Genomic DNA, 13,865 nt, shown 5'->3' on the forward strand with positions numbered 1-13,865 from the left:
TGATGCCTTTGCTGCTTTGCGTTACAAAAGCGATACAGCTAACAAATAATAAAAGGCACACAACAACAATGAAACTTCGCCACCTCTGTTCTCTTGTCAGTTTACTCAGTTGCAGCGCATTAGCAGCCGGCACCACTGAGTCTGCCAAACCTGCATTTTCGGATATGGATGTTTTCGAGCTTGAATGGGCTTCTGCACCTGAGATATCGCCTGACGGCAAGCATATCGTTTACCGCCGTAATGGTATGGATGTAATGTCCGATGCACGTACCGGTAATCTGTGGATGATGAATGCTGACGGCTCTGAGCACATGAAGCTGACAACGGATGATATCAGTGAAGGTAATGCAGTATGGTCGCCTGATGGCTCACGGATTGCGTACACCAGAAAAGGTCAAAACGGCGCTGAGATTTTTGTTTATCGCGTCAGGGATGGCAAAGTTGCAAGATTAACCGAACTTGAGCGTGCCCCGTCCGGTTTAAGCTGGTCTCCGGACGGTAAAACGATTGCGTTTTCGATGCTGGTGCCGTCTGCACCGCCGGTCATGGTTAAAATGCCGGCCAAACCTGAAGGTGCCAAATGGGCGGCTAATCCGCGTATTACTGACCGTCTGAAGTACGAACAGGACGGTCGGGGTTACATTGAGCCCGGATTTTCACATTTATTTGTGGTGCCGGCTGATGGTGGCACTCCAAGGCAAATCACCTCCGGCGATTTTCAGCATCGTGGTCAGCCTCAATGGACGCCTGATGGTCGGACTCTGGTTTTCTCAGCAAACAGACAACCGGATGCAGAGCATAATTTCCGCAATACCGATATCTATTCTGTAGAAATAGAGAGCGGCACTATAAAGCAGCTAACCACACAAACCGGTCCAGATCACCACCCTGTCCTTTCGCCTGACGGCAAAAAAATTGCCTGGCTTGGCTATCCTGATAAATTGATGGCTTATCAGACAACCCGTTTATACGTAATGGATGTTGACGGTTCTGATAAAAAAGAAATTGATTTAAAGCTGGATCGCTCTGTCAGCAATCCGGTCTGGAATAAGCAAGGGATCTATTTTCAGTATGATGATCATGGCAACACGAAAATTGCTGTTACCGGATTAAACGGCAAAGTTAAAAAACTGGCTGACAATGTGGGTGGAACCACCGTGGCAAGACCATATGGCGGCGGCAGTTTTAGCGTAAATAACAAGGGTGTCATTGCCTATACCCACACTACCCCTTACCGTCCTGCTGATGTTGCCGTGCTGGCTAAGAACGATGCAAAGCCTGAACTGGTGACCGGATTAAATGAAGATATTCTGGCCTACCGTAATCTGGGCCGCACAGAAACCGTATGGTACAAGTCTACCGCCGATGGCCGTGACATTCAGGGATGGGTGACGTTTCCGCCTGACTATGAAGAAGGTAAAACCTATCCGTTGATTGTTGAAAATCACGGTGGCCCTATCTCAAATTACGGTGATCGTTTTTCTCCGGAAATTCAGCTCTATGCGTCAGCAGGCTACGTCGTGTTTTATCCGAATCCCCGTGGCAGCACCAGCTATGGTGAAGAGTTCGGAAACCTGCTGTTTAATAACTATCCCGGTGAAGATTATCAGGATGTCATGGACGGCGTTGATGAAATGATTAAGCGCGGTTATACCAGTGAAGATCAGTTGTACGTTACCGGAGGCAGTGCCGGTGGCATTATGTCAGCCTGGATGATTGGTAAGAATAACCGCTTTGAAGCTGCTGCAGTCGTGAAGCCGGTGATGAACTGGATAAGTAAGTTGCTCACGGCAGATAACTATTATGGTTATGCTGATTACCGCTATCCGGGTCAGGTGTGGGAAAATCCCGAAACTTACTGGAAGTTCTCGCCGGTTTCTCTGGTCGGAAATATTCAGACACCGACGCTGGTAATGGTTGGTGATGCGGATATGCGTACACCGTTGTCTGAAGCTAAACAGTTATACAGCGCCCTGATTTTACGGAAGATTGATACCGCGCTGGTTGAAATGCCGGGGGCTTATCACTTCATTTCAAACCGTCCGAGTCAGATGATCAGTAAAGTAAAACATGTACTGGCCTGGTTCGAAAAATACCCCGCGGAAGCGGAGGCACCTGTTAAGCAGGAAAAATAATCCTAAATTGTTCCATTAACAGGCCGTTTGCTTCAGAGGCGCGGCCTTTTTCTTATTCTGCATTGACTCCCCGCTGACTTCTTCGCATTATAGCCGCCTGATTGTCCATTGATGTTGCTATGAAAAAGTTTCTTTCTCTGTTAACGCCTGTTTTTTTATTTGCCTGCCAGCCTGAAAATAATATGGCCGGTTTAGACCGCGTTTATGTTACGCCAGTCACACTGTCCTGTGTGGCGGAAACCATTCAAAGTGAACCTTTTGTATCCGGGTTTAAAGCCACTGATGATGTGTTCCATTTTAATATTGATGGCTACGAAACCCGTATGCTGAATAAAACGCTGGGCGGCAAAATTTCCGGCTATGCCATGACAATAAATGGCATGCACAAGGGAGACGAACCCAATGCGTTCTATAAAATAGTGCGGGAATTTGAAACGCAAATCTATACCCATATTACAGAGCGTTGTTACGGAAAATCAAAGTCGTAAGGTTAGGATAAATATCCTTTTTATAGCCAAAAACACAGATAATCCGGTCAGGATACCTTTTAACATGGTGTAATTCTGTTCAGAATGGTATTTCACACACGCATTCAACCCGGAATTTCATCATGGACAGACCTTTTTCTTTTCTGCGTAAGTCGCTGCTCAGTGCGGCCATTGTCAGTATTTTCTCAGCGCCGGTATCTGCCGGCACCGAAGATGCTGTAAAACACATTCTTCCTGAATACCTTAAATACCTGACATTACCCAATGTAGCGAAAGAATCGCCGTCTGATATTAAAGCGGTGGCTGAATGGACCCGCGATACTTACCGGAAACACGGACTGAATGCCAAGCTTCTTCCTGATGGCCAGACACCTATGGTATATGCCGAATACATGGAAGCAGGTGAAGATGCGCCGGTCGTCCTGTTCTATGCACATATGGACGGACAGCCGGTAAATCCGGAACAATGGGACCAGGAAAGTCCGTGGCGGCCAGTGCTTAAAACCCTTGAAGGTGACAGCTGGCAAAGTAAACCTATGACTGCCCTCACCTTCACAACGGATCCTGAGTGGCGTATTTTTGCCCGTTCAGCCTCTGACGATAAAGCGCCCATCATGATGTTGCTGGCTGCTATTGATACATTGAAAGCGGAAAACAAAAAGCCGGCTGTGAATATCAAAGTGCTGCTTGATTCACATGAAGAAGGCGGGCCTCCTACCCTAATCGACGTGATTAACCGCAATAAAAACCAGCTTCAGGCCGATGGAGTCGTTATGCTGGACGGACCGATGCATCCGTCAAACAAACCTACACTGGTTTTTGGTCACCGTGGTGCATCTATGGTGAGACTGACTGTATTTGGTCCGGCATCCGACAGCCATAGCGGCCATTATGGTAACTACGCTGCCAATCCGGCTTTCCTGCTGGCTGATTTGCTTGGCAGGATGAAAGATGATGATGGCCGGGTGACGATTCCCGGCTACTATGATGCAGTTAAATTTGATGATGATTATGCCACCGCACTGGATGCCGTACCCGCAGATGAAGCGGCTTTAATGAAGCGGTTGGGCATTGCAACAACAGAGAAAGTGGCCGGAAACTACCAGCGGGCAATTAACTACCCGTCTTTAAATATTAACGGGCTTTCTGCTGCCAGCACGGAAGCGACCCGTACCATTATTCCCGCTACAGCAACGGTGACAATGGATATCCGCACAACAAAAACGGCGACAGCTGAACGTCAGATAAAACTGGTTAAAGATTTTGTCATTGCACAGGGCTATCATCTGGTTGAAGATGCGCCTACAGCTAAAGAACGGGCGGAATATCCCCGTATAGCCCGCTTTATCTCGCATACCGGCACGGCTGCATTGCAAACGCCCCTGGATGAACCATTGGGACAATGGGCATTAACAGCCTTGTCTCATGTCAGTGATTCTGAACCGGTTATTATTCCCATGATGGGAGGCACTGTACCTACCTCACCGCTGGTATCCGGCTTGCAAAAACCGGTCATTCTGCTTCCCCTTGTGAATGCAGACAACAACCAGCATGCACCGAATGAAAACCTCAGGCTGGGCAACTTCTTCAGCGGCACCGAAACTCTGTATCAAATGTTCACAACGCCGTTGACGTAGGATTAACAGATAAAAAAAGACCGCCTTCCGGCGGTCTTACTTTCTGTCGTTGTTAACGGTAGATCAGAATTGCACGGTGACTGACAATTGCAGTCTGCGCGGATTGTAATAGTCTCTTGGCTGACCGAACTCCTCAGACGTTACGTACGGGTTATAGTTGTAACCGGTTTGCTTATTAAACACGTTGAACAGATCTGCACGGAACTTCACGGTATAGTCGCTCACATCCCAGTTTTGTGTATAGTTCATATCCAGCTGCCAGTGGCTTGCACCACGGCGGCTTCCCGCAGGTTCTGCATAACGGCTGACCCCTGATGTATAACCGTAAGGTGTGCCATCCCATGCTGTCCAGGCTTCACCGGACTGGAAGATAAAGTAAGCACCGATATTGGCATCCCAGTCAGTGGTGTAATAACCGAACACTTTTACTTTATGGGGTTTGTCGCCTATCAGCTTACCGTAGCGGTTGTCCCATGGCATACGGCCTACACCGTCACCGTAGTACGAAGAACCGATGAAGTTGTTCGCATCGTTAGTCGTTGTGGTGCTGTCCTGGTCGAAGTTACCATAGTAATGACTCCAGGTATAAGACGCATTCAGGTAAGTACGTTCACCGTACCATTCCGCTTCAGTACTCCATTCCCAGTATTTTGTCTGGCCACCGTCTACTTCAGCTACCACATAAGAAGAGCCGCCGACTTCTGCACGCAACTCATCCAGATTGTCGATATAAAGCCCTTTCGCGGCGATATCCTCAGGTACCGCGCCACCTTCATATTCACCAAACAGGCGGGCATTGTTGGGCATGTCTTCCCAGAAATGGCTGCCGTAACGGAAACGTACGTGTGAACGCAACATCAGATTATTGCTCACAGCACGGGTCGTTCCCACGGTGTACTCATCAATTCTGCGGGGACGCATGTTATCGGCAAAGAACTTACCGGATGAGCCGGCTTTGTTACCTGATGTCAGATAATCGCCATTTTCATCAAACTGAACCTCAACCGTTGCACGGGAATTTCTGTCCCAGGACGCGGCACGGGCCAGGGAGCTGGCATTGGGGTTATAACTGGCGTAGTTGGCGAAAACCGTGCTTTCATCTTCGTACTCCCAGGTTACGCCTAACCGGGGCTGCACCATGTCTTTCCAGTCTACAGTGTACATTTTATAAGGGTTTCCGGGCGCAACTTCATATCCGGAAATACTCTCACTGTTTTCAGCCAGGCCCTGTCCGTACAGTACATCTTTTGACACCAGTAAGCCCACGTTATACGTAAAATCACCGTGTTCAATGGTATCGTTGATCTCAAAATTGAAGGACTCTGCTGAAGACAGAATTGACGGTGTAACGGAACCATCTACCGCAAGACTCATCTGCTGAACCTGCGCAACGTAGTAGGCGCCGGGATACTCGGCATCTATACCGCCAACGTACTCTATGAAACCCCAGCCATTAGATAACCTTGCCAGATCTTCGGAAATTTCTTCCCATTTAAAGCCGGCATGAATGGTGTGATAAGTGTTTCCGAACATGCTCTCAGTATCGAAAGCAAGCTCAAAACTTTCACGTTCGAAAGACTGCCGGTTATACTGTGAATAGGCACCGACACCGCCGCCACCTGTCATTTCACCATCGTCGCCCACGTAGCCGTATTGTTGCACCAGTGGTAACGCACCAGTATTAAACTGAATATCATCAGCAGTCAGGTCGCCAGTCCGGATACTGGGTACGCTGAAATACCCCATTTCATCCAGTGCACTAATATCAATAGAGTCGCCGATAACCGGTGTAACTCCGGTTAGTTCTGTGTCCGGCGTGTCGATGAAGTCTTCTTTATATTTACCGTATTTAAAGGAAATGCTGGAATCACCAATCAGCCAGGAGCCGTCCAGCGAGTAGATACTCAGGTTAGAGTCTGAACCCACAGATACGCTGTCTGCTTCGAACTCACCAATTGACGAGCCGGACACGTTCCTTTCAGAATCACGGATACTGGCATTTAACAGCACATCCGCGGTAGGTGCCCAGGTGAGCTTACCAAAATATTCATTCCGCTCACTTTTATAATCTTTTGTGGCGCCGTAGGCTGTTTCTTTGCTGCTGCCGTCGACAACCGGACGGTAAAAAGAACCGTAGAAATATAACTCATCTTCAATCAGCGGTCCGCTCACAGAAGCAACAATCCAGCTGCTGTCCGTGTCTTCAATAACACCGTCTTTGGGCGTTGCTGAAAACGAAGAAGGCTGAATCCGGTATTCCACACTGCCGTGAAATTCGTTTGTCCCTGATTTGGATACCGAGTTAACTGCGAAACCGCCTGAACGGTTAAAGCCGACAGCTTTTGCGCCCCCGCGATCTACCGATACGCTGGCAATATCATGGGTTGAAGGTTCTGACGACAAGTTCCCGAACATGGGCATTGAAAGGTCGACACCATCAAAGCCATAACTGTTATCAACACCGGAGCCACCCGCAGACGGACCGAGGGTACCGTTTTCAGAATACTCCACGCCGGGCAGAATTTTCAACATGTCACGGTATGTCTGACCGGTAGGCAGAGACTGAATGACTTCTGCACCAAAGGAGTTGGTGAGGGATGAATCGCCGGTAGTCACAAAGGGACTGCCGGTAATGGTGATCACCTCTGTGTTGTCCGGCGAATAAACGAAGTTGATTGCTGAAGCCTGCTCAAGCAAAACCCTGGTGCTGAACTGCCGGGTATCGCCATTGGGAAGCGTAAATGTGACTTCGTACTCTCCCGGTACAAGAAATGGCATCGTAAATGTACCGTCTTCCCGCGTTGTGGCAGAGCGGTCTTTTGGCATGACGGGGCTGCTGGCTACTACCTGAATACCCGCGACGCTGGTACTGCCGTCGCCGGCGGTCACCTGCCCCTTAATGCTACCTGTTTGTTGTTGCGCTAAAGCGGGTGAAGATACGGCGGCTACAGCAAGACATAAAGGCGCGGCGAAAGATGCGGTCTTCCATGTTTGCCGGATTTGTCTGGTGAGATAGCGTGCCGCGAAACGTGCTTTTTCCTTTTTCATAGTGACACCTGTTGTAATGTGTGAATTATTATTACCGGAACGTTACGTTTTTATTATGACTGAACATTTAACAGACAGGATTGCGCCCAGTCAAGAATACTTTGTTCAGAAATATTTATTATGCAGTAATAATTTATCACGATAATTCAAATGTCAGATATGAAACGAAGGGCAAGAAAAATCAGAAGCCGCCGGCATATCCATAGCCAACACGCCATTTTAAGGCTGTTTAAGCATTAAACAGCGTTTTAGGTAATGAAAGAAGCCGGTCATGAATCATAACCTGAGGTTATAGACTTTAGAATGAAATGAATATCTGTATAAATGGGAAGTACGCTGGTATTTTTTTATTCCTTAAGTCCGGCAATATTCATAACGTAATTATTCAAAGAGAATAGCAAATGCAGCAAGAAATCAATCTGTTTTCGTTATCATGCCGTAGCAAAAGTAACTGCAAACAGGAGCTATTACTATGTCATCGGAAATCAAAGAAAAACACGCTAAGTTGCTTGCTGAAGTCATTACTCAGTCGTCACACTGGAAGCTTCAACCTGAGAAAAAGTCCCCTTTCCATTCTGCTGAGGAGGCATTCAAGTACATTGAATCCCATAATGAACCGCTCTACGTCGTAGTGCCGGTGAACGGTGACGATAATGACGTACTGGTAAAAGTGTCGAGTGAAGAAGACGATGTGGTGTTTGAGACCGTGTCTAATGAAGACAAAAAGCAGGCGAAAGTGCATCACTCCCATCTTAAGCTTATTGAAAGCACAGTTACAGAACTGGTTAACAGCCAGTTGGAAGAAGGAAAGAAGGCGGCGTCAATGTGACACCGCCCGGTGTCCTGACGTTAAACTTTAACAGCCAGCACATCTGTTTTCACGCCGTGCAACACCGCATTCGCGGTGGATCCCAACAGTAACCGCATGCCGCTGCGACCGTGGGTACCGATGACAATTAAGTCACTTCCCAGTTTCTCCGCTGCGGCATGAATTTCATCGGCTGCAGCCCCTACAACCACATGAGTGTGAGAAACCGGAATGTTGTGCCGGTGCGCGATCCCTTCAAGTTTCTCTTTTGCCTGCTGGCAGATCTCATCAGAAAAATCACTTTCGAGAAACAGCCCGTAAGGCTCGATACTGGTTTGGGGATAGACAACATAAAGCAGGTTCAGCTTCACGTTGTTACCCGCCAGTTGCATAGCCCGGTGAACCACGCCTTCATAATCAGAATAAATATCGATAGCAACAAGTATTGAGTCGTAAGCAGCCATAAATGTCTCCGGTTTTTCTTTCACTATAGAGCATAGTCAGACAACAATCTTGATACGCATCAATTTTAAACCGCTTTGGTGTCTTCTTCTATTTTTGCCAGATGACTCACAGGCATAAAACTCATAGGGCTGGCTTCTGCCACATGCAGTTTGAATGCATCAGCAATTTTATCCGTTAAAAAACTGCCCCGTTTTACCAGCGGAAAAATCTCGTCGTAACGCATAACTTGTGTCTGGTTAACCCTGCGGAAAATATGCGTGCGGTTCAACGACGAATGAGACTGATGACCGGTGGAAGACAGAATATCCATAAAAGCAGTAACCGTCTTTTTATGAAAGCGGTACACGCGCTCGTATTTGTCTTCAACAACCAGCCCTCTTGCCAGTTTCGGATCCTGTGTGGCTACGCCGGTAGGACACTTATTCGTATTACAGGACAAACTTTGCACACAACCAAGAGACAACATCATTCCACGGGCACTGTTACATAAATCTGCTCCCAGGCTCAGGTTTTTGACCAAATCAAATGCAGTAATTATTTTCCCTGAGGCAATGAGTTTAATTTCCCGTCTTAAATCAAATCCGGTGAGACAGTCATCCACGAATGCCAGTGCTTCACGCAGCGGAAAGCCGATAGAGTTGGCATATTCCAGCGGCGCTGCACCCGTCCCGCCTTCACCGCCGTCTACAGTGATAAAATCCGGACATATACCGGTTTCCACCATAGCCTTACAAATGGCGATAAACTCGCTCTTTCGTCCCAGTGACAGCTTAAACCCCACCGGCTTACCCTCTGACATATCCCGTAAATCGCGGATAAAATGCATCATTTCAAGAGGGGTTGAGAATGCGGTATGTCTTGGCGGCGAGTCTACCTGAGTGCCGGGTTCAACACCTCTGACTCGGGCAATTTCCGGAGTATTCTTATGTGCAGGCAATATTCCGCCATGGCCCGGTTTAGCCCCCTGAGACAGTTTTATTTCTATCATTTTTACATTCGGGTGACGGGCTTTCTCTTCAAATAATTTCGCATTAAAGGAACCGTCGTCATTACGGCAACCAAAATATCCTGTACCGATTTGCCATACCACATCACCACCATTGTCCAGATGGTACGGTGTCAGACCGCCCTCACCTGTGTTATGGCTGAAACCACCTTTGGCCGCACCTTTGTTCAGCGCCTGCACGGCGTTCGCACTGAGTGCGCCAAAACTCATGGCTGAAATATTCAGCACACTGGATGCATAGGGTTGTTTACAGGCTGAAGAGCCGATTGTTACCCTGGGATCCTCTTCCATTTCATCAATTTCCATTGCTGAAAGAGAATGCCCAATCCATTCATACCCATTTTCATAAGTGTCCAGCTGGGTACCGAATGGCGAACTGTCTGTAGCATTCTTTGCCCGCTGATACACAATTGAGCGGTGCATGCGACTGATGGGCGTACCGTCAGTTTCAGACTCAAGCAAATATTGCTGGATGAAGGGACGTAAGCCTTCTACCAGCCAGCGGCCTCTGCCGATAAAAGGAAAATTCCGCAAAATTGAATGGTGATTCTGCGTAAGGTCATAAAGTGCAATGAGAAGACAAAGTCCGGTGAGAGGAAGCAACCACAAGAGATAATGCCAGACCACTGCCAGAGCGGCATTTATCAAAAAGATAAGGGTTAAACTTACAATAATTCGTTTGTGCATAGTGCTTGTTCCGGTAATAACTGCGCCGTATTACGCTTTTAAGCGTAAGACCATAACAAAGATCATGAAAAGAAAGGCATTTTTTCGCTCACAGGGTATTTCTGATATGTCGCCATCTTAACGTAAAGAACCCTCGTTATTGTTGAGACAGATCAGATAAATAAGCACAATCAAAGATTTACAAAATGATGCTGTTATCGCATCCTTTTATCAGGCTTTTTTAAACCGGAATAGATCAGCGGGTTTCATGGAATATACATTTCTTCTCTTTGCTTTCGTGTGTGGACTCTCAGTGAAAATGATAGGCATACCACCTCTGGTAGGATATCTGGTTGCCGGTTTCGCGCTGAATGCTGCAGGACAACAAATGACCGGTGAGCTGCAACATATTGCAGATCTCGGGATCACCATCATGTTGTTTACCATTGGCCTGAAGCTTAATGTCCGCGATCTCAGCAAACGTGAAGTCTGGGCCGGTAGTATCGCCCATACCCTTATCTGGGTTGGTATTGTTGCCGGAGCGCTCTACATACTGGCTGCTGTTGCAGCATTCTGGTTTGGTGACATATCTTTTGAATCAGCTCTACTGATTGCCTTTGCGTTAAGTTTCAGCAGTACCGTTTGTGTGATAAAAGTCCTGGAAGAAAGCGGAGAAAGCAAAACCCGCCACGGAAAACTGGCCATCGGCATACTGGTTATGCAGGATGTGTTTGCAGTGGTGTTCCTTGTCGCTGCAACGGGTAAACTGCCGTCTGTTTATGCGCTGGGCTTGCTGGCTGTATTCCCGCTGATGCCGCTGCTTAACCGTATTATCGATAAATCAGGTCACGGCGAGTTACTGCCTCTTACCGGGTTTGTGCTCGCGCTGGGCGGATACCACCTGTTTGACCTGGTGAATATTAAAGGTGATCTCGGCGCCCTGCTCACCGGAATCATTCTGGCTAAACACCCCAAAGCCACAGAGCTGTCTAAATCATTGCTGGCTTTTAAGGATTTATTTCTCATCGGCTTCTTTCTGTCTATCGGCCTGACAGCCCTGCCGGATTTCAATATGATCATGGCTGCACTTATTCTGTGTGTATTCCTTGCCGTTAAAGCCACGCTTTTCTTCGGTTTATTCACCTGGCTGCGCTTACGGGCGAGAACCAGCTATCTCACTTCACTGGTGCTGGGGAACTACAGTGAATTCGGCCTCATAGTCGCCGCATTAGCAGTAAGTCTGGGAATGCTGAGCGAAAGCTGGCTGGTCATTATTGCGCTGGCCGTTTCTATTTCATTTGTAATTACCAGCATCATGTACCGGAACAGTCACGGCCGTTATCTGCGTATCAAAAACGGCATTCAGAAATTCGAAAGTCCTGTCCGCCTCAAAGAAGACATTTATCCGGTGGTCACCAATGCCGAGTTCCTTGTTATCGGGATGGGCCGTGTAGGTCTGGGTGCATTTAACTCTCTGCATAAACTGGCCGACTCTGCTGTATGGGGAATGGATGCCGACAGAGTAAAAATAAACCGCCTGCAACAGGAAGGACTCAATGTTATCTGCGGAGACGGTGAAGACGTGGACTTGTGGGAAAACCTCGATACCTCCAACGTAAAACTGATCCTGCTTGCTTTACCCTCTATTGAGGACGCGGTGAATATTACCCGACAGCTTCAGTTCTCGGGATACACTGGCAAGATCGCTGCCATCGCCCGCTATGAAGATGAGGTGGAAACCTTATTAAGTAAAGGTGTAGACAAGGTATTTAACTTTTTCACCGAGGCAGGCCTGGGTTTTGCTGAAGAATCATTGGCTTATGTTAATGATTCATCTGCTAAATAGAGGACTAATAAGAACACAGGACGACATGGAAATTGTTATCATTTACATATCATTGATTTATAAAGATTTTTTTGATTTAACGCAAAGGTTGCCATATACTGTGTGCAGTTAATTTAAGGAATACCGTTATGAAAGGCGATAAACAAGTCATCGCGAAACTCAACGAAGTATTGACCAGTGAACTGACGTCCATTAATCAGTATTTTCTGCATGCACGGATGTTTAAAAACTGGGGCTTCGGCGAGCTCAACGAAAAGAATTACAAGAAGTCCATCAAAGACATGAAGCAGGCCGATGCTATCATCGAGCGTGTTCTGTTTTTAGAAGGACTTCCGAACCTGCAGGCACTGGGCAAGCTGTATATCGGTGAAGACACCGTAGAGATGCTTAAGTGTGACAGCCGTTTTCAGTTGGAACAAATTCCCCTGCTGAAAGACGCCATCAAGCTTTGCGAAGAAAAGCAGGATTACGTAAGCCGTGACCTGCTGGAAGATATTCTGGAGTACGAAGAAGAGCATCTCGACTGGATTGAAACCCAGGAATATCAGATTGATGCAATGGGTCTTGAAACGTACCTGCTAAAACAGATTGAGGGAGATGACTAATGAAAGGTAACGCGAAAATCAATGACGCGCTGAATGAGCTGTTGTCTTATGAACTGGCAGCAATGGATCAGTATTTCATTCACTCTCAGATGTATCTGGACTGGGGCCTGAACAAGCTTTACGAGCGCATCAACCATGAGTTTGATGACGAAAAAGGCCATGCCACAAAACTGATTGAACGCATGCTGTTTTTAGAAGGCACGCCTGACATGGTTACCCGTACCGGCTATAAGGTTGGTCACGACGTACCGTCAATGCTGGAAAGTGACTTACGCGTTGAATACGAAGTCGATGCTAAACTGAAAGAAGTTATCGCCTTGTGTGAACAGGAAAATGACTACGTTACCCGTGATATCCTGGTTGAATTACTTGACGACACGGAAGTAGATCACGCTCACTGGCTGGAACAGCAACTGGGCCTGATTAAGCGCCTGGGTCTGCAGCTTTACATGCACTCACAGATGTAAGCCGGATTGTTTCGATAAATGCCCTGACCTGTTCAGGGCATTTTTGTTTCGAAGAACATCACGTAGGGGTCCGGTTTATCTTTTACATGGATCAACATTTTCCAGCGCATTTGTGGCTCAGAACAACTCCCCAGCATAAACCATCCGGACCAGCTGCCTTCTTTTATCCGTTCTGCCAGCACCGGCACCTTGCCCATATACATGTTTACCCCTTCAATCCAAACACTCTCAATTTGTTGAGAAAAGGGTAAAGAAAAGTTAACTGTTATCGATTCTTCTGCCTCCGGTATACTTTCAAACGTGGCAGAAACCTTATTTTGTTCATGGCCAATTTCACAGGTCAAATTGACAAATGTACACGGATTGCCTAAACCGTTATCTATGTCAGTTGTTGTTACCTGTTGCTTTGAAAGATACACACCCAGCGCCAAGATCAGAATGAGTGTGGGAATGATGAATTTTTGCGCTTTTTTTGTTGTTTTCATGTGAAAATTATACTGTAAATAGCGACGGTTTATTACTACCTTTGACGGAGATCAACCCCGACTAGTTTATGGTATCTTTTTGTAAATAAAAATCTTATTATCCGCGTACCAGCTGACCTGTCTATAATTACAACAGAATTAAAAAGGTCAAGCGTTAAGCCTGCAACTTGCGCAAAACCGGAATCCGGCAGTTGGAAACCCATTTACCA

Annotated in this window: 11 protein-coding genes; 7 read left to right on the top strand and 4 right to left on the bottom strand. The window is 47.1% G+C overall.

Annotated elements, in window-relative coordinates:
* Nucleotides 1-68 precede the first annotated feature (68 nt).
* From DS731_RS11040 to DS731_RS11050, 3 genes are all read left to right on the top strand, one after another.
* Nucleotides 69-2,135, top strand: coding sequence for a S9 family peptidase (locus DS731_RS11040; RefSeq protein ID WP_119501381.1), 2,067 nt, complete (start codon nt 69-71; stop codon nt 2,133-2,135).
* A 119-nt stretch (nt 2,136-2,254) separates the two neighbouring features.
* Nucleotides 2,255-2,623: a hypothetical protein gene (locus DS731_RS11045; protein WP_119501382.1), complete on the top strand. Its 369-nt coding sequence runs from the start codon at nt 2,255-2,257 to the stop codon at nt 2,621-2,623.
* Nucleotides 2,624-2,745: 122 nt separating this feature from the next.
* Complete coding sequence (locus DS731_RS11050) at nt 2,746-4,260, top strand: M20/M25/M40 family metallo-hydrolase (protein ID WP_119501383.1); 1,515 nt, start codon at nt 2,746-2,748, stop codon at nt 4,258-4,260.
* A gap of 63 nt (nt 4,261-4,323) precedes the next feature.
* On the opposite strand, the gene DS731_RS11055 is transcribed toward DS731_RS11050, so the two are convergent.
* Nucleotides 4,324-7,308 (bottom strand): TonB-dependent receptor, encoded by a 2,985-nt coding sequence (locus DS731_RS11055; protein ID WP_119501384.1) that lies wholly within the window; start codon nt 7,306-7,308, stop codon nt 4,324-4,326.
* A 472-nt stretch (nt 7,309-7,780) separates the two neighbouring features.
* On the opposite strand from DS731_RS11055, the gene DS731_RS11060 reads away from it, so the two are divergent.
* A complete protein-coding gene (locus DS731_RS11060) occupies nt 7,781-8,137 on the top strand; it encodes a hypothetical protein (RefSeq protein WP_119501385.1) in 357 nt (118 codons plus the stop codon).
* Between the two features lie 20 nt (nt 8,138-8,157).
* Here DS731_RS11060 and DS731_RS11065 read toward each other — a convergent pair whose 3' ends face one another.
* Together DS731_RS11065 and DS731_RS11070 are read right to left on the bottom strand one after the other, a co-directional pair.
* Nucleotides 8,158-8,580 (bottom strand): universal stress protein, encoded by a 423-nt coding sequence (locus tag DS731_RS11065; protein ID WP_119501386.1) that lies wholly within the window; start codon nt 8,578-8,580, stop codon nt 8,158-8,160.
* Between the two features lie 65 nt (nt 8,581-8,645).
* The gene (locus DS731_RS11070; RefSeq protein ID WP_119501387.1) at nt 8,646-10,274 is read right to left on the bottom strand and encodes an FMN-binding glutamate synthase family protein; all 1,629 of its coding nucleotides are present in this window, start codon (nt 10,272-10,274) and stop codon (nt 8,646-8,648) included.
* A 247-nt stretch (nt 10,275-10,521) separates the two neighbouring features.
* Here DS731_RS11070 and DS731_RS11075 point away from each other — a divergent pair, with 247 nt between their 5' ends.
* The 3 genes from DS731_RS11075 (at nt 10,522) to bfr (DS731_RS11085) (ending at nt 13,171) form a co-directional block, all read left to right on the top strand.
* Nucleotides 10,522-12,099, top strand: a complete 1,578-nt coding sequence (locus DS731_RS11075; protein WP_119501388.1) for a cation:proton antiporter family protein — start codon at nt 10,522-10,524, stop codon at nt 12,097-12,099.
* 128 nt (nt 12,100-12,227) lie between these two features.
* Nucleotides 12,228-12,704, top strand: a complete 477-nt coding sequence (bfr, locus tag DS731_RS11080; RefSeq protein ID WP_119501389.1) for a bacterioferritin — start codon at nt 12,228-12,230, stop codon at nt 12,702-12,704.
* The gene (gene bfr, locus DS731_RS11085) at nt 12,704-13,171 is read left to right on the top strand and encodes a bacterioferritin (protein ID WP_119501390.1); all 468 of its coding nucleotides are present in this window, start codon (nt 12,704-12,706) and stop codon (nt 13,169-13,171) included. The genes bfr (DS731_RS11080) and bfr (DS731_RS11085) overlap by 1 nt, the downstream gene beginning before the upstream one ends.
* A gap of 32 nt (nt 13,172-13,203) precedes the next feature.
* Here the strand turns inward: bfr (DS731_RS11085) and DS731_RS11090 are convergent, their stop codons facing one another.
* Complete coding sequence (locus DS731_RS11090; protein WP_119501391.1) at nt 13,204-13,656, bottom strand: hypothetical protein; 453 nt, start codon at nt 13,654-13,656, stop codon at nt 13,204-13,206.
* Between the last annotated feature and the right edge of the window lie 209 nt (nt 13,657-13,865).

Origin of the sequence: Alteromonas sp. RKMC-009, from assembly GCF_003584565.2 — a bacterium.
In the GTDB taxonomy this organism is placed as follows: Bacteria; Pseudomonadota; Gammaproteobacteria; order Enterobacterales; family Alteromonadaceae; genus Alteromonas.